Source organism: Wukongibacter baidiensis (genome assembly GCF_050888315.1).
Lineage (GTDB): Bacteria > Bacillota > Clostridia > Peptostreptococcales > Caminicellaceae > Wukongibacter > Wukongibacter baidiensis.
The window spans coordinates 1035831-1054261 of record NZ_CP138202.1 but is presented as its reverse complement, the minus strand read 5'-3'; the positions used below and the strand labels follow the sequence as shown (position 1 = coordinate 1054261).

Annotated in this window: 16 protein-coding genes; 15 read left to right on the top strand and 1 reads right to left on the bottom strand. The window is 33.9% G+C overall.

The features are described 5' to 3' along the window. Positions 1-129 precede the first annotated feature (129 nt). On the bottom strand, positions 130-2349 hold the full coding sequence (locus tag R9X47_RS05060) for a multicopper oxidase family protein (RefSeq protein ID WP_432665642.1): 2220 nt from the start codon (positions 2347-2349) through the stop codon (positions 130-132). Between the two features lie 563 nt (positions 2350-2912). On the opposite strand from R9X47_RS05060, the gene R9X47_RS05055 reads away from it, so the two are divergent. The 15 genes from R9X47_RS05055 (at position 2913) to R9X47_RS04985 (ending at position 18302) form a co-directional block, all read left to right on the top strand. Continuing rightward, entirely contained in the window at positions 2913-4376 is a 1464-nt protein-coding gene (locus R9X47_RS05055) for a DUF4489 domain-containing protein (protein WP_432665640.1), read from the top strand. A gap of 76 nt (positions 4377-4452) precedes the next feature. Next, on the top strand, positions 4453-6006 hold the full coding sequence (locus R9X47_RS05050) for a DUF4489 domain-containing protein (protein ID WP_432665639.1): 1554 nt from the start codon (positions 4453-4455) through the stop codon (positions 6004-6006). A 303-nt stretch (positions 6007-6309) separates the two neighbouring features. Further along, positions 6310-7185, top strand: a complete 876-nt coding sequence (locus tag R9X47_RS05045) for a helix-turn-helix domain-containing protein (protein WP_432665638.1) — start codon at positions 6310-6312, stop codon at positions 7183-7185. A gap of 61 nt (positions 7186-7246) precedes the next feature. Continuing rightward, complete coding sequence (locus R9X47_RS05040) at positions 7247-7912, top strand: flavodoxin family protein (RefSeq protein ID WP_432665637.1); 666 nt, start codon at positions 7247-7249, stop codon at positions 7910-7912. 138 nt (positions 7913-8050) lie between these two features. Further along, positions 8051-8455, top strand: coding sequence for a VOC family protein (locus R9X47_RS05035; RefSeq protein ID WP_432665636.1), 405 nt, complete (start codon positions 8051-8053; stop codon positions 8453-8455). Positions 8456-8814: 359 nt separating this feature from the next. Continuing rightward, complete coding sequence (locus R9X47_RS05030) at positions 8815-9504, top strand: DinB family protein (protein ID WP_432665635.1); 690 nt, start codon at positions 8815-8817, stop codon at positions 9502-9504. A 224-nt stretch (positions 9505-9728) separates the two neighbouring features. After that, complete coding sequence (locus tag R9X47_RS05025; protein WP_432665634.1) at positions 9729-10601, top strand: GNAT family N-acetyltransferase; 873 nt, start codon at positions 9729-9731, stop codon at positions 10599-10601. Between the two features lie 90 nt (positions 10602-10691). Beyond that, the gene (locus R9X47_RS05020) at positions 10692-12053 is read left to right on the top strand and encodes an MATE family efflux transporter (protein ID WP_432665633.1); all 1362 of its coding nucleotides are present in this window, start codon (positions 10692-10694) and stop codon (positions 12051-12053) included. Positions 12054-12406: 353 nt separating this feature from the next. Continuing rightward, positions 12407-13546, top strand: a complete 1140-nt coding sequence (locus R9X47_RS05015) for a hypothetical protein (RefSeq protein WP_432665632.1) — start codon at positions 12407-12409, stop codon at positions 13544-13546. A gap of 451 nt (positions 13547-13997) precedes the next feature. Next, the gene (locus R9X47_RS05010; RefSeq protein ID WP_432665631.1) at positions 13998-14411 is read left to right on the top strand and encodes a hypothetical protein; all 414 of its coding nucleotides are present in this window, start codon (positions 13998-14000) and stop codon (positions 14409-14411) included. A 13-nt stretch (positions 14412-14424) separates the two neighbouring features. After that, positions 14425-14790, top strand: coding sequence for a DUF2089 domain-containing protein (locus R9X47_RS05005; RefSeq protein WP_432665630.1), 366 nt, complete (start codon positions 14425-14427; stop codon positions 14788-14790). A 75-nt stretch (positions 14791-14865) separates the two neighbouring features. Then, entirely contained in the window at positions 14866-15231 is a 366-nt protein-coding gene (locus R9X47_RS05000) for an SHOCT-like domain-containing protein (protein WP_432665629.1), read from the top strand. Positions 15232-15418: 187 nt separating this feature from the next. Further along, positions 15419-16258 carry an AAA family ATPase gene (locus R9X47_RS04995; RefSeq protein ID WP_432665628.1) on the top strand — a complete coding sequence of 280 codons (840 nt, stop codon included), beginning with the start codon at positions 15419-15421 and terminating at the stop codon, positions 16256-16258. A 60-nt stretch (positions 16259-16318) separates the two neighbouring features. After that, on the top strand, positions 16319-17500 hold the full coding sequence (locus R9X47_RS04990; protein ID WP_432665627.1) for a vWA domain-containing protein: 1182 nt from the start codon (positions 16319-16321) through the stop codon (positions 17498-17500). A gap of 151 nt (positions 17501-17651) precedes the next feature. Beyond that, positions 17652-18302 carry a uridine kinase family protein gene (locus tag R9X47_RS04985; RefSeq protein ID WP_432665626.1) on the top strand — a complete coding sequence of 217 codons (651 nt, stop codon included), beginning with the start codon at positions 17652-17654 and terminating at the stop codon, positions 18300-18302. The last annotated feature ends 129 nt before the right edge of the window (positions 18303-18431 follow it).

The following is an 18431-nucleotide window of genomic DNA, read 5'->3' as shown; positions in this document are numbered from 1 at the left end:
TTCAATTGCTGAATCAAGGGTCTTTCTATATACGTTTATCCTTGCTCAATGGTTATTGCAGATAAATTTAAAACAAAGTTTCAGATGAGTCAGAAGACTTTTTGCAAGAGATCCACTATTTGGGAGGTGTCATCTCATACAACCTTTTCTGATGCAAACTTTAACAATATCATTTTCAGCAAATTTATAAGCTAGTGGCTCATCTGTTCCGGAGTGTGTTCCAAAATTTTCAAGTCGGGCAAAAACTTCACATAATATGGTTGCCCCTGTAATTCTAAATACATCACCCTCGTTAGCATCTTCTCTATCAATCGCACATTGGAAAGGAATGTCATCTACAATTTCTTTTTCTTGTTCAATTCCATTATCCAAAAGGGCAGTATAGGTGATTGTTCTACGAACAAATCCACTGATAATAACTTTTTCAGGACATACCTTTTCAATTTCAGCATAGACTGCATTTTTATGAGCAAAAGGTTCATCTCTTAAAGCAGGAGGAACTAATTGAGTCCTACTCTCAACCATAACTTGGCAACAAGACTGAGGATTGGCTGCAAGAATAGGACAATCGGTTACCTTTAATGGTCTCATCATTTCATTGTCTTCATGGTCTATAATATGACAATGCCATACATATCCAGGACCAAAGATAGGATCAAACGGAAATAGATTTTCACCGGGCTTAACTATATTTTGATTAGCATCCTGTGGTGCCCAGCGAAGTTTAAGTCTAGTAACTTCTCCTGGCAGCATTAAAACAGTATCCTTCCATCCACGCTCATTTGGTGGTGGGTCAATAGGGTTACCTTCCAAGAAAGGTTCAACAGGCAATGTTATGGTTGGATGCTCCAGAGGAGGTTCACCATTAAGTCTGGTCCATTCTTCACGATATTTTCGACTATCAAATTTTTGACGGTTTAAAACTTGGAACTGTATCAAGTGTATGTGGATAGGATGAGCACCACCGGTAAGGTTCGCTATTTCCCACTCTACCGTCGACCCTACTATAGGCAATTCTGTAATTGGAGCCCCCCACTCCTGCCCATTTAATAGTAATTCGGTAGGCATTGTAGGTACTTCGAATACCACATTCAGAGTTAACACCTCTTTTGGCACATCTGGAGTGAATACAGGTATCTTATTTAACTTTGCTGGAAGTTTATTTGGCGGTATAACTGGTGTATCAAGTACAGTGAATTGCATAATTTGTCCAACAGTATCAGGATCTGGTATTCTACCATTTGGGAAAGGAGCAGGAGCATCATTGGTCATAATGATAGTTGTTTCTGGCTCAAGCTCGGAAAAATCAATCAAGATGTCAGCACGCTCTCCAGATGCGATTAGTAGTTCAGTCAATGCTACAGGGTAAGGTAGAAAGCCCCCGTCGGAACCAATCTGAGTGAATGACTGACCATTTGAAAGTTTAAGGTTATAGGTTCGGGTATTTGACCCATTAAGAACTCTAAATCGGTACTGTCTGCGCTCTACATCTAAATTGGGCCATACTCTTCCATTGACCATAATAGTATTACCTATAAATGCTGGTCTCCAATATGGATGAACATCAGGAACGACACCATTGCTAGGAAACAATAATGAACCATCTTCATTAAATGAACGGTCCTGAATAACTATAGGAACTTCATATGGGCCACTTGGAAGAAGTGGAGATATTTTATTGTTTGGATCTCTTAGTAGATAGAATCCAGAAAGCCCTGCATATACACCCAAGCGTGTGGTTCCTAATGCATGATCGTGAAACCAAAGGGTTGTTGGCTCTTGTGTATTTTGATAAGTAAAACGAGATTTCGAAAATGCAGGGCCTTTTTTCTCCTCACCAGCTGTAAACCAAGAATCTGGATGACCATCTGAATCAGATCTAACCTCAGCCCCGTGTAAATGAACAACAAGAGGAACAGGGCTCTGAGCTAAAGGATATCCTGGAGGGAATGGTAAAAATGGCTGTGTTGGTGTAGGCATATTGTTAGGATTAGCCCAATGTAAAGTTGGATCGACTGCAAACAAATTTGGTTTAGTAATATTATTTATCCACTGCACATTTACGGGTATATCTCGAACAGCTTCAAAAGTAGGACTTGGTGTACTACGGAAACAAGAAATCTCACCTAGATACGGATCTTCCACATTACCTTCAAATCCCCAGACAGTTGTCATAGGAAACATAGGTGGAAGAATCTGTTGCATAAATTGAGTCATACTAACTGTATAGTTATGACTTATATCTTCACCTGTAATTGGATCTTTTACAATGGTTGGTTTAAATACAGGTGGAATAAACAATTGATTCTCATATTTAGGGATACATTTTGGATCTAATGGTTTTGTCATCCCTATCGCCTCCTTATATTAGAAAAACTATTTTAAGAAGAAGTTGTCTCTTCTTACTATTATTTTATGAAGACTAGCTTAAAAAGTGACTCACAAGGGATAGGGGACAGGAAAAGTGTCCTGTAAGAGAGCTCGAGAAAAAGTGAATGAAGATTATGTTTTCTTACAGGCAAGTGAGTATTTCAGTAATGTCTTGCTTGGTATGATTAATCATTAGTATTGAAAAATAGAAAAAGTATTAATAACTGGAGTTAGTGTGTTTACACGAAAATTCCTCAGCATATTATTTGTATGATAGAAACACGTGGTGCCTAAAAGCTTTAGCAATGAGTAGAAAAAACTTCCTTTTGTTGTTCCGATAGATAAAAGAGATGAAGTGTGTCACATGGTAGAAAAGTTGTAAGTTAATCATAAATATTCAAGGTAAAAGGACATAATACAAAATATTTGTGACCAATAGTAACTATGTACTATCAATTAGTAACATAGCTACATAATATGTAATGAAAAATAGATGATATCTATATTTTGCAATAAATATTGAGATAGGAGGCTAAAAATTAGTGAGTTATAATAAAGCTTATCAAGACTGTAAATCTTGTACATCGTCCGATGAGTTTGATATATGTAAACAAGAGAAGCAGCAAAAAATACTATTAGAATGCGGGCAAGGGACGGGAAGTAAAACCTTTGTATCACCGGACGATACTCCATTCCAAATAGCCAATGTTACTATCGATACAACTTGCTCAAAAAAACCAGAAGTTTTGATAAAGTTTTCTAGTCTAGTAAGAACAGAGAAAATAGAAAATGCTCCTAAAACAGTTAGACTTAAATACGAATTATTTAGAAGCTGTGATGCTGAGGAGTCAATATCCTTAGGGACTTGGATATTTGAAGCAATTGATACTATGGGTAGTGATTTTTCCGCAATTGAAGAGTCCTTCAGCTTTATATTTTGTGAAACATCAAAGCGTATTGGATCTTGTATCTATTTTGTAGAAGTTACCCCCCTTGAGATAAATAATGCTACAGTGACAGTTAGCACCGGACAAATGGCAGCGTTAACGAGAGGATCGTCTAAGTCTAGGGATACTCTATTGGCATGTGGACAGGGCAATAATGGTATAGTTTTTACAGAAACAGGATTACGAATTCCAGCTGACATCGCCCATATTACTATTGACCCCACCCTTTTAAATAAGCCAAAGATTTTAATAGAGTTTTCATGCCTAATTAAACTTGCTGAGGATATTGAAGAAGCTAAACTAAAATTTGAACTATTTAGAGTGTGTGATGATAATGAGCCGGTATCACGTGGGACTTGGACATTTGATATGGACCCTGATGAACTAGTAAGTAAAGCTTTTAGTTTCATATTTTGCGAATGTGAGGCCTTATCGAAGTGTTGTAACTACTTTGTAAAAGTTACACCAATAGAAATAGATGATAATGAAGATAATGATGTAACAGTCTACAATGCAAGGATGGCAGCCATAGCTCAATCATCTGAAGGAAAAAGTGATTGTATTAATTGTAAGTCACCGAATGCTAAACCTAAAGAGATCATATTAGAGTGCGGTACTAGTACAGGGAGCAGGAGATTTACTTCAGCAAGTGAGATTCCTTTTCAAATGGCGAATGTAACAATAGATACAACCTCTTTCTGTAAGCCTATAGTAAATATTGAATTTTCAAGTATTGTGAGTTTTCGACTGGAGAATATGGATGAAAATACGGATAGCAATACGTCTGTTCAATTACGATATGAATTATTTAGAAAATGTGATAATAGAAGACCTATTTCAATAGGGGTCTGGGAATTCCAAAGTGTTAATGATAGTGCAAATTCATTGGTACAAGGTACAGAGTCATTTGACTTTGTTTTCTGTGACTGCATGGTATATCCTAGTTTTTGTGAATACTTTGTAACGGTTACAGCCGTTGAAATGCTAGAAGAATCAGGAGTGCGTGTCGCAACCGTTAACAATGGCAGAATAGCCGTATTAGCAGGGGAAGCATGGTAAACATTCACTTAGCAACATGAAATAAAAAATAGAGTATATCTATGTTTAAAGATAACATTAAGGAGGTTAAAAATCAGTGACCTATAATAGTCATTACCAAGATTATAAATCTTGCGGAGCAGCCGATGACTTTGCTAAATGCAAATCAAAACACCTTAAACCCCAAAAAATACTATTAGAATGTGGTCAAGGAGCTGGAAACAAAACCTTTACATCACCTGACGACGTACCATTCCAAATAGCCCATGTTATTGTCAATACTACTTGTTTAAGCAAAACCGAGATTTTAATAAAGTTTTCTAGTCTAGTTAGATTAGAGAGATTAATAGATGATGACCCTAGAACAGTTAAGCTTAAGTATGAATTATTTAGAACTTGTAATGGTGAGGAGCCAATATCCTTAGGAACTTGGATGTTTGAGAAAGCTGACACCTTTCAAAATAGATTTAATCGATTAGAAGAATCCTTTAGCTTTATCTTTTGTGAAAAATCAAACTGCCTTGGTTGTTGTGTTTATTTTGTAAAAGTTACGCCCGTTGAGATAACTAATTCCACAGCGACAGTTAGCACTGGTCAAATGGCTGCATTAACGGAGGAACTATGTCCTATTTTAGAAGGTGATTGTAAAAGATATGATTCAACCTATGAGAATACTGGATTTAGACCTACACATATTAAGTCGAAGGACACTATATTGGCATGTGGACAGGGTAATGGTGGTATAGTTTTTAAGGAAATGGGATTACCGATTCCGGCTGACATTGCCCATGTTACCATTGATATGACCCGTTTAGTTAATCCAAAGGCCTTAATAGAGTTCTCTTGTATCATTAAGCTTTCAGAAGATCTTTCTAATGCTTTATTTAAGTTCGAGTTATTTAGGATGTGCGGAGACAGTGAGCCAGCATCATGTGGAATTTGGACATTTGAAACAAGAAATTCTGATGAACTAATAAATAAAGCTTTTAGCTTTATATTCTGTGAATGTGAAGCATCGTCAAAGCATTGTGAATACTTTGTAAGAGTTATACCGATAGAAGTAGATGCTAGTGAAGACGATGATGTAACAATCTATAATGCAAGGATGTCAGCTGTAGCCCAATCATCTAATAAAAAAAGTTACTGTAATAACTGTAAGCAATCACATGACAAATCTAAAGAAATATTGCTAGAATGTGGTAGCGGTGCGGGAAGTAGAACGTTTACATCAGCAAGTGAGGTACCATTCCAAATAGCTCATGTTACATTAGATACAACCTTTTTCTGTAAGCCTATAGTAAATATTGAATTTTCAAATATCGTGAGTTTTGAGTTAGTAACTACAGGTACAGATCAAGAGGTATCTCTTCAATTCCGATATGAACTATTTAGAAAATGTGATAATAAAAGTCTTATTTCATTAGGGGTCTGGGAATTTTCAGTAACTAATGAACATGAAGAGCAAGTTGGAGGAACGATAGAAGGTTCAGAATCATTCGATTTTACTTTCTGCGAATGCATGGCAGACCCTGGTTGTTGTGATTATTTTGTAACGGTTACGGCCGTTGACGTATTAGAAGGGCCAGGAATATCAAGTGTCGGGACTGTTAGTGATGCTAGTATAGCTGCATTAGCTGGAGAAGCATGGTAAAATATATACTTGCTAATAAAAAGGTATTACCTTTAATAGAAGCTTACTAAAAGCTTTAGAAAGGGGTAATACCTTTTTATTGAAAGGACATAGCAGACTTTAAAGTTTTCTAGGAATAATATGGGTTTTAATTAGCTTTCACATAATTGTGTGATAATATAGAACTGAGACAGAGTATTGAGAAGAGAAAAACATGTCGCATTATGAATGCTGAAAGAACTCTTGAGTTTAACGAAAAGATTAAATATTTAGAATCAGATTTCTTATCTAAAGCTCTTCTAAAAAAGGAAGTGTAAATTAAAAATGAAATACGTTAATATTATTGAAGATACTGTTAAGTATATAGAGGATAATTTAGAAACAGATATAGATTTAGAAATGCTTGCTAACAGATTTTATTTGTCGAAGTTTTACTTTCATAGAATATTTACGGCAGTAATAGGAGCTTCTCCCAAGGACTATATAATTAAAAGAAGGCTTAATTATGCTTTGGAATTACTCAATTCTACAGAAATACCAATGATTGAAATAGCTCAGAGCGTTGGATTTGGGTCACAGCAATCATTTACCCGTGCGTTTAAGAGGAACTACGGTGTTACACCTGGAACTATCAGAAAGGGTGAAATTAGTACTGAACCAATGGGTGTGCCTGGGATAGTTGAAAGAGCATTTAAAAATTTTAAGAGTGACATAGTTACAGACTTTTCTTTTGTGGAGAAACCAGAGATAAAGATTGCTGGATTTTTTACTAAGATTGATTTGAATGATGAGGATATAAAAAATAGACTTGAAGAAAATGCGAGCATAATCAAGGAAAGCCCTGAAATTAAAGAAATATTTAGCAATAGAGAGTTATACAGTATCACATTTTCCAATAAGGATAATTCTAGATTGGTTAATATTTTCTTTGGGATTTTAGACGATTTCAGATTGTCAGAAAACGAGAATATTTCTACTGTAGTAGTTCCGCCTATGTTATATGCAAAATTTCGCTATAAGGGAGATATATTATCTATTAGAGACACTGTTATTAAAGATGTTCATAGATGGATGAAAATCTCAAAGATTGAAGTAGAGCCAATGGAGATATCTTTTATGCGAATATGTGATAAGGATTTTAGTAAAAACGGTAGATTTGAACTGTATTTACCTATTCATAAATTACCGCAAGCGGAGTAAAGACTTTTCATTATCAGTCATATTATAATGGAGGAAATTAATATGACCAGGAGGTAATGAAATGAAAATCGTGGCATACAATGGAAGTCCCAAGGGGAAAGATAGTGTTACCCATAAGATGATAGAAGAAGTTCTAAAAGGAGCTAAGGAAGAAGGGGCAGAAGTTGTTAACTATACATTAGCTGAAAAGAATCTTAGTCATTGCAGAGGATGTTTTCACTGTTGGAATGTGGAGAGGAATAAATGTGTTATTAAAGATGATATGAAAGAAGCATTGTCTCACTTTTTAGACTTAGATATATTACTTCTTGGAACCCCATTGCAGTTTGATAATGTTTCTGGAATAATGAAAATGTTTTTAGATAGGTGTATTTCCTTCGGTTCTTATCCTGATGAAAAACAAAGTGATACCCATGTAGGTATTCCTAAAATAATAATTCTTAGTAATTCAGGTGATTCAAAGCAAAGCCGCTTTCAAGCATTAGATTTTATGATTGAGACAATGGCGGAAAATATGGGCACAGAGGTTATCGCAAAGATATTTAGGAGTCAAGGTCCACTTCTAAGTTTTTATGACGAAGGCTTAAGACCGGTTGTAGATAATTATATGTTATTATTGAGGCAAGCCGGTAGGGAAATTGTAAGGAAATTGAAGATTGATGAAAAGACCCAGGAACAGCTTGAGAAGCCTCTTGTACCTCCTAATACTAATGAACCAGCAAAATAAATAAAAAATAATAATTGGATATTTAAAAACTTCTGAGGAATCTATTTTCTCGGAAGTTTTTAAATATAGAGGATATGAAAGATATTTGGAGAATCAAAGAAAAACAAGAATTATTTTACATATAGGAAGGTGGTATTTATGACTATTTGTAAAGAGAGTGATATTATGTTTATTTTATACGTGAGGGATCAAGAAAAGAGTAAATATTTTTATAAGGAATTATTAGGTTTTGAGCCTTTCTTGGATGTTCCAGGTATGATTGAGTTTAAACTTTCGCGTAATGTTATATTAGGCATTATGCCGGAGGATGGAATTGTAAAAGTTTTGGAGGAGAAGATACCACACCCACATGGAGCTAATGGGATACCAAGAAGTGAAATTTATATTTATGTCGATAGTCCAGAAAATTATTACGATAAACTTATAGAAGCCGGAGGTGAGGGAATAAGCAAAGCAGCTACAAGACCATGGGGTGACTACGTTTCTCACGGGTCTGACTTAGACGGTCATATAATTGGTTTTGCTAAAAAAGTCAGTGAATAGAACCTAAGATATAACATTTGAAACGGTATTAAGGGATTATAAAACAGAAGAAGTATCAGCAATTAGAGCTGAAGGAGTTTATATGTAAATTCCCTCAGCTTATTGTTTGTATGGTCGAAACAACTGATTGCCAAAAGCCTTAGCTATGAGTATAAAAACCTCCTTTTGCTTGTTCGGGTAGAGAAAATAAAAATAGAGGAAATAAAAAGGATATGGAGAATGTAAGAAAATAAAGTATTATTTGACATTTTAGAATGTACTAACCCTAGTATCAGCAAGCTATAATGATCTAAAAGAAAAAGGTGAAAGATATGAAGTTTTTCAGAAATTATAAATAGATATTATATGGGGGAATGGAGATGGATCCTACTAAAAAAGCATGGAATGATAACCTTAAAATGCTTAGGGAGTTGCTGAAAAAAGAATCTACATTTGAAAATGCAATAAACTTGTTTATGGATCAACATGCCAGAGTACATGCCTCTGATGTCTCTGGAATCGAATGTGTGACATTTGAAGACAAGCTATGGGAGGATACTGATGAAGTAACCTTCCGCAGAGGGCAGAGCAAAAAGGGGCGAACAATTGCATATGGCATGTGGCATTCAGCCCGTATTGAAGATATTGCAATGAATCTTCTTGTAGCTGATGAAGAACAAATAATAGACCAGGGGAACTGGATGAAGAGGATGAATTCGTCCATCTATGATACAGGCAATGCGCTAAACATAGATGAGATATTGGAATTCAGTCGAACAATAGATATGCAGGCTCTGAGAGATTATCGAAAAGCAGTTGGAAAAAAGACTCGTAAGATTGTTAATTCACTTATATATAAAGATTTAAAGATAAATGCTCTAGAGAGTGGACTTGAAAAAGCTTTGGCATTGGGTGCCGTTGTAAATGATGAAAAGGCTCTATGGTTGATTGATTTTTGGAGAAAAAAGACTGTATCGGGGACATTGCTTATGCAGGCTACTCGTCACCATTTCATGCATATAAATGAGTCTATGGAAGCTAAAAAAATAGGGCTCAGGGCAAGACGTTGATATAGATAATAAAGGAGGTCTCTTAGAATGACGAATTTCTGCGTTATTTGAAATCTCATTGACTTGGCACGTACATTAGCACTAGCCAAACCGCTGAAATTTTAAGACCTTGAACTTCATTGATTCTGAAACACCTCGGGGCTGTACTCATAAAACGCCTTTATGAGACGGCCCCCATTTTTCGAAGAAAAATAAGAGTGGTTACGATAAGAAAGGAGCCTTTTATGAAAGAAGACAATAAAAAAGAAATAGAAATTACAATAGGGAGTACTGAGAAAGAAGCAGATTATATAACCCGGAAAATAATCGAATTCAATGATAATAAAATAAAAGAGGAAAGAAAAACAGAGAAAATAAATTTGATTTTAAAAAATGAAGAAGGTGAGATTTTCGGAGGAATTCTGAGTGGTCTGTTCTTCAATTGTTTAAGGATATATGTTCATTGGGTTGATGAAGAGTATCGTAACCTGGGATATGGTGAAAAACTACTATTAGCGGTTGAGAAAATAGCTAGGGAAAAGGGTTGTGAATTGATTTATTTTAGTCCATATAGTTTTAAAAATCCTGAATTTTATAAGAAGCACGATTATAGAGTAATAGGAATTGAAGATAATTTTTCTGGAGGATACAAGCGTTATTATCTAAGGAAATATATATCGGTGGAGTTAAAAGATCGAGAGGAATTGAAAGTTTCTAAAGAATATACTGCTGATGATGAAAAATACTTGATACAAAAGTATATAGATGAATTCCATAAAAGTAAAGCTGGCCACGATGAGGAGAGCGAAGAAATAAATTTGACTTTAAAGGATGACAAGGAGAGACTTATTGCTGGGATTCTAAGTAAAAGAGTTATGGAGTATTTATGGATATCTTTTCTTTGGGTTGATGACAAATATCGTGGATTAGGATATGGAAAAAAACTCTTATTGGAGCTTGAGAAGATTGCTAAAGAAAAAGGGTATAAATTGATTCGACTTGATACTTTTAGCTTTCAAGCTCCAAAATTTTATGAGAAGCTAAATTATAAACTAATAGCAGTTGAGGATGATTGTCCCAAAGGACATACCCATTACTTTTTCAATAAAGAAATATAAAGGAAATTAAATCTTTGTATAAAGATTTGACAAATGAAATATGAAAAGATATAGAAGACTAAAGATTTATTTGACATTTGAGGTGATTTTATGGAAAGAGATTTAACTAAGGGAAGTGTTACGGAAAACCTGATATATATGGCCATGCCTACTATGCTTGGATTTATTGCCCAAACACTATATGATATAGTTGATATGATTTGGATAGGAAGGATATCTGCAGAAGCTGTAGCTGGTGTAACAATATTTGCAGCAATATTTTGGATGATTGAAGTTTTGAATGAAATAATTGGAGTTAGTTCTATTTCTCTGATATCTCAAAGCTACGGGAAAAAGGAATTAGAGAAGACAAAGAAAGCAATTGAGCAAACAATTACTTTTAAAGCAATAGTAGCAATAATTGCAGCTATTATACTTTACTTTAGTATGAATCCACTACTGAACTTTTTTACCGATGATTTGCTGGTTGTTAAGAGTGGCTTAAGTTATGGATATATAAGAATTTTCTTTTTACCTATATTCTTTTCATCCTTTTCACTAAATACCGCTCTTAGATGTATAGGTGATTCAAAAAAACCTATGTACATTATGGCGATTTCAGCTTTTTTAAATATCATACTTGATCCAATCTTTATGTTTGATAAAGTACCTTTTATAGGGATACCAGGATTTGGACTCGGAGTTTTTGGAGCTGCGGTAGCCACGGTGATAAGTATAACTGTGGCATGTGCTCTTGGATTTTGGATATTTTTATCAGGGAGAACTAATATAAAGATATCTATAAAGGGATTATTTAAGCTAGATAAAGAACTAGACAAAAAGTTAATTACAATAGGACTACCATCTGGGTTTGAAAATTTATTGAGAAACCTTTCTGGGTTTATTGTGATAAAGATGATAGCTCTTTATGGAACAAATGCGGTTGCAGCTATGGGAATAGGTAATAGATTAATGGGACTTATCTTTATGCCGCTATTAGGTTTTTCAATGGGAGGGAGTACTATTGTAGGACAGAATCTAGGTGCTCAGGATGTAGAACGTGCCGACAAAACGGCTAAAATTGCGGCAAAGATATGTGTAGGAATAGTAAGTATTTGCAGTATATTTGCCCTTGCTTTTCCAGCTCAAATTATGAAAATCTTTGTAGATGATAGAAATGTTATCGATATAGGTATACCAATGATTCGTATTATTATGCCAGGTATGATTGCACTTGGAGTACTATTTGGTCTAGGAACAGTGTTTTCTGGTTCTGGATATAATCTCCCCTTTCTAGTTTCAAGCCTGATTTCTAGATGGATAGTTCAAGTTCCTTTGCTGCTATTAGTTGTGTATGCATTGAAGCTTCCTATTGAGATGATTTGGATAAGCTTTGTAATATCCGAAATAGCAGAGATGGTTATCGTCGTAATATTTTATGTAAAAGGTAAATGGAAGAATGTAAGAGTATAAATATTTATCTACTAATATAAAAAGACTTTTAATTCATTATACGTGAATTAAGAGTTTTTTTTTTATGTCAATGAAATCTTCTACCGTGAAACATTCTGAACTATAGTAAATTGATGATTAAAAAAAATTTAGGTTTTAGTCATGTTAAGCTGTAACACTTACAAATGTACTTGGATATTATGAAATGGGAGAAAGAGAGTTAACAAACTCAATCGTTGTTTTCCTTTATTAGACAGGAATGTCTAATAAGCTTTTGAGATTTTGATAAAGCGCTGAAATGCAAGTTGTAACACGTTTAAACCAATAAAGAATTCTTAAGAGATAGATTTATGATATATGAAGGGAAAATGAATATGAGTAAAGACTATGTTAGAAAAAAGAGTCAGTTACTTTTTCTTAATTCAAATAAAGAAATCCAAGTAGGAAGAATAGAAGATTTACCTTTATCTATTGACTATATAAAAAAAATTGATCGAGATTCACTAGAAGTTCAAAAGGTCTTTAAGGGGTTTACTTCAATAGTATACAAAATAAAGGTAGATGGGAAATCCTATGCCTTAAAAAAGAAAAGAGAAAAAGCAGTTATAAGAAATATAGATGCTAGAGTATCTTTCTTAAATGAAATACAAAGAAGAAGAGATTTCGAAAACCTTAAAAAAACAGCGCCTCGATTATATGATGGGATTGTAAAAACAATTTATGCAAGCCTAAACAACGGTTTTATTTTATCGCCATGGATAAATGGTGATGATATTACTTTAGTAAATGGAAGAGAGGTATACGAGAATTTATTTGATACAATTCATCATATGGAATGTAATGGTTTCTTCGAGTGGGATCCTTGTCCAGGAAATATACTAGTAGTAAATGGAAATCAAGTGAAGTTATTTGATTTTGGATATAACTATGTGTTTAATCCGCTATCAGAATATAATTCCGCTGGAAAAAAGGAACCCATATTTCATGGCGTAGAGAGATTTGAGACTAGAACATTTATGGGAGAATTATTAGTTAAGGTTGAGGATATGGGAGAAGACAGGGTTTTGACCGAATATAAAGTAGAAAAAGAAGCAGCCCTTAAGTATTTTGAAAAAAAATTAAGGTGGTTGGAAGAACAGCAGGCAAACGATGATATTATTATCTGGATGAGAAGAGCTATTGAGCGGTGTGAATTAGGATTAACTAATGAGGATAGTTTAAAGCGATTATATATATTAGAATCCTTTCGATCTTATGTATTAGACGTTAATATTGATATAGCTGGAAAGTGGTGTAACTGGAGAACCCTTAAGCAAGTAGATCGAATATTGAAAATATTGAACCGGGATTATGATTTATTAAAACAAGATAGCGGATTATTTTGGGGTGATGAGCTATTAAGTAAGAAAAAACTTATTGAGAAGTACAAAAAAAGTAGAGATAAAGTAATCGAATACAAAGCTCGTGATGACGAATATCTGAGGAAGATTGGAGCAAATTCGTCACTAAAATAGAGAGATAAGAGATAGAGACTGGAAAAAAATAATAATTTATACGTATCAAAACTCTCATAAATGGTGAGTACTTTGATGCGTATAAATTAACTTTGATATGTAAACTTTATTTGCTATTGGACAAGCCATTGTACTTACAAAGAAAGTTAAACTATATGATTATCATTATGTTAGAGTAATCTCATGGGGAATATAGTACTGGCATCTGAAAGAATATGATAGGTATTGAATCCAAATTAGACAGCCCAATAATACCGATTAAAAAACATATCTTTTGTTTTTGAAAGTAAATATTAATAATATTAATAATGATATTAATATTATTAATAAAAACATTAAAAAAATTAAAAAATCAATTGACTTGATAAATAAATTATATTAATATATAGTTAATATCAAAAATATTAACTATAAAATTAAATAAATTAATAATTGATTTTGAGGTGTTAATATGGAAGTGGTAAGAGAAATTCTGCGTAAGGTGGAAAAAGGAGAATTAACAAGCAAAGAGGCAGCTGAGATGTTGAGAAGCTTACCAATGGAAAATAGAAAGATAAAATATGCAAAGAAGATAAAAATAAAGATATATTCGAAGGAAGAAAATATTAGAATAAACCTCCCGGCAATTCCTATTTGGATCATAGAGAAGTTTGCTTTCATTGCAGTCAAATTTTCTAGATATCATTATAAAAGTGGAGATGAAGAGAGAACAAAGAGAAGTGAAAGGTCAGGTAGGAAATTAAAGGGTAAAGAGATTGATGTAAAGGATTTAAAAATGATATTTTCAAGTTTAAGGTTTACTCCACCCTGCAAGCTAGTAGAAGTGTATGAGGATGATAACCTTGTAGAAATTTATACGATTTAGAGGAGGAAGTTTAATGAAAAAAGAAGTATTAGGAACATGTCCTATTTGCTCTTCAAGCCTTAAGGTTACGGAGCTTGATTGTAAAAGGTGCGGTACATCCCTAAGGGGAGAGTTTGAACTCTGTAAGTTTTGCTATCTTACTAAAGAGCAAAAATACTTTGTAGAGGTTTTTATAAAAAATAGGGGGAATATAAAGGAAATAGAAAAGGAGCTTGGCATATCATATCCAACAGTTAGACGTAACCTTGATAATGTAATACAGGCACTTGGATATAATCCAGGATCATCTGAAGAAACTCTAAATAAAAAGGAAATCCTTGAGAAACTCAGTAAAGGTGAAATAACATCTGAAGAAGCATTGAAATTGCTTAAGGGATAATTTAAGAATTTTAAGCAAGTGATTGAGTCATTCTTTTAAGTCAAAAATATGAAATCATTTGGAGGGATAATTAAAATGAGAGAAGAAAAACTGCAAATTTTAAAAATGATTGAGGAAGGTAAAATTACTGCTGATGAAGGGGTAGAGCTATTAAATGCTTTAGAGCATGCAGAGGAAAAAATAGTGAAAACTGAAGGCGCTAAATGGTTAAGGGTAAGAGTTAATGGTGAAGATGGAAAGCAAAAGGTTAATGTAAATATTCCTATTTCTTTAATAGACATTGGATTAAAGATTGGTACCAAGTTTCATGCAGATTTAGACGAACAGCTTAGTGGCATAGATTTAGCAGAAATAATAAAATCTGTCAAGAACGGAGCTGAGGGCAAGCTTGTAGAAGTAGAAGATGAAAATGGAGACAAAGTTGAGGTGTTTGTTGAATAGGGCTATTCTTGGTATAAGATTTTCGAGAGACTTGATTTAGATAAAGAGATCAAGTCTTTTATATTTTTGTAAGGGATAATAATATAGGAGGGGAAATTGTTAATAAAAGTTAATAGTTTGAAAGTTTTATGATAGAATATATGTTGATGTAAGTATATATAGAATTAGATGGGGAGGAGATATAACAATGTCAGTAGTAAAGGAATTTAACCGTTTTAAAGGAAGTGAAGATTATATTGTCTCTGAAGCTTTACAACATGCTGTAAATGTCTCAATTGCTCTTGAAAAGCCACTTTTGATTAAGGGAGAGCCAGGAACAGGAAAAACTGTATTAGCTAAGGCAATTTCTGACTCAATGGATATGGAGCTTATTGTGTGGAATATTAAGTCAACTACTAAAGCCCAAGAAGGTCTTTATGTTTATGACACGGTTCAACGTCTATATGACAGCCAGTTTGGAGAAAGTAATGTTGGAGACATTAAGAAGTATATTAAGCTAGGGAAAATTGGAGAGGCATTTAATTCCGAAAAGCAGGTTGTTCTATTAATAGATGAAATTGATAAGGCCGATTTAGAATTTCCAAATGACCTACTTTGGGAACTTGATCAAATGAGTTTTTATATCCCTGAAACTAAAGAAACTGTTTCCGCTAAGAAGCGCCCAATTGTTATTATAACAAGTAATGCTGAAAAAGAGCTTCCTGATGCATTTTTGCGTCGTTGTATTTTTCATTATATAGAATTCCCTCAAATTGATGGTATGGAGGAAATTATACGTGTACATTATCCAAATCTAGAGAAGGAACTGATTGATCAGGCAATGGAAACCTTCTATTGGATTAGGAGTTTAAGGGATCTTCATAAAAAACCGAGTACATCAGAACTATTAGACTGGATTCAAGCCTTAGTAGTAGGAGGTATTGAGCCTGAGCGCATAGAGAAAGAAATTCCATTTTTAGGTGTTTTACTTAAGAAAAATCAGGACATCGATATGTTGCAATATGGTTTGGCCAGAAAACTTGTTTGATAAATAGCTGAATGAGTTTTAATATATGTTACTAAGTTTTAGTTGAGAGGAGGGGAAGCCATGTTTACAACCTTTTTCTATCTTCTCCGTGATAAGGGGTTAAATGTTTCTCTAAATGAGTGGATGAATCTTTTAGAAGCCTTAAATAAAGGTCTTTGTGGTTCTAGTCTCATGAACTTTTATCATCTTTGTAGAGCAATACTGGTTAAAAGTGAAGTGGATTATGATAGATTAGATTTGGCATTTGCAGAGTACTTCTATAATATAGAAACGATTGAGCAGATTCCTGAAGAGGTATGGGAATGGTTAAATAAAGAGGTACCGGAAAAATATTTTGATGAAGATAGACATATTGTAAAGCACTCTTTAGAAGAGGTAAAGAGGCTATTAGAAGAACGATTGAAGGAACAAGATGCCGAGCATAATGGCGGTAGTAAGTGGATTGGAACACAGGGGATTACACCCTTTGGCCACTCGGGAACTAATCCTGCTGGAATTCGTATTGGCGGTAAATCGAGAAATCGTTCAGCTGTGAAGATAGCCGGTGAAAGACATTTTAAGGATTTTCGCCAAGATACAATTCTTGATATTCGACAGTTCCAGATGGCCTTTAGGAAACTAAGACAATTCTCTAGCAGAGTAGAGGGTGCTAAAACGGAGCTAGATATAGATGCTACCATAGAAGAAACGGGAAATAATGCCGGAAACTTAAAGTTGGTTTGGGATCGACCTAGAACGAATACAATCAAAGTACTTTTGTTAATGGACTCTGGAGGATCGATGTGGATGCATAGTGACCTATGTAACAGACTATTTCAGGCTGTACACAAATCTAATCATTTTAAGGATTTGCAGACCTACTATTTTCATAACTGTATATATGACGACGTTTACTCAGATCATTCTTGCTCAAGAAATAAATCTATTGATACAGAATGGATACTTAAGAAATACGATAGCGACTATCATGTGATAATAGTGGGAGATGCAAGTATGGCTCAAGGTGAGCTTCTCCATGGTGGAGGAAACGTATATCTAGATATAAGCAATGAAAAATCAGGAATTGAATGGCTTAATAGAATAAGGAAGAAATATTCTAAAAGTATTTGGCTTAATCCAATACAGAAAAGACATTGGCCATATACATATACAATTAGAAAGATTGCTGAAGTTTTTCCTATGTTTGACCTGACCTTAGAGGGATTAGATGCTGGAATAAAAAAGCTAAAGGCGACTCGCTAAAAACAGCACTTTTACTAAGCTAATATGCATTGATTTAGATAGATGAGTCAAGGCATATTAGCTTATTTTAGCGGCTGAAGTGGAGTATAAAGCTAAGAGGGCTGATGTTATAAAGAACTATAAGATATATGGTGTATAGGAGGTACTACTTATGAAATTTAAATATAAAGATCTGGCTATATTCCTTGAAAAGAAATTGAAAGAAAAAGATTTTATCATTATATCTATAGACGGTCCAGGTGGCTCAGGAAAATCATTTTTTACTGACAGCTTATGCAGACATCTGTCAAATTCTCAGATTATACATTTTGATGATTTCTACTTTGAAAAAAATAACGAAAATCATAACAATCTTGAAATTGGAAGTAGCTTTGATTGGAGTAGATTAGAAAGGGAAGTATTAACTCCGTTAAGAAAAGGTTCAATAACATTTTATCAAAAATATGATTGGTTAAAAGATGAGGTATCTGGAAAATATGAAGTTAAACCTGAGGGTATTATTTTAATCGAAGGAATTTATAGTGGTAGGAAAGAAATACGGGATTATTATGATTTAAACATTTGGGTTGAAGCCGATTATGATTTAAGACTTAAAAGAGGTATCGATAGAGATGGAGAAGATATGAAGGATAAATGGGTAGACGAATGGATGCCAAAGGAAAATGAATATATATCAAGTGAATTCCATAATACTTGTGAAAATGCAGATATTATCATATGTGGTGAAACAAATAATATGAGCAAATATGATTGCCTTAATATTGTGAAAACGAAAATAGATTTTATCACAAAGACCTCTTGATACAACCCTATTATTTTAAACAGACTAAAAAAAAAACCTCCTTTGTGAAGGTTTTTCGTTTATGTTATGCAATCCAAAATTTTTTGAACTAATTCATTTTTCAATACATTAGTGATTCTATAGAAAAAA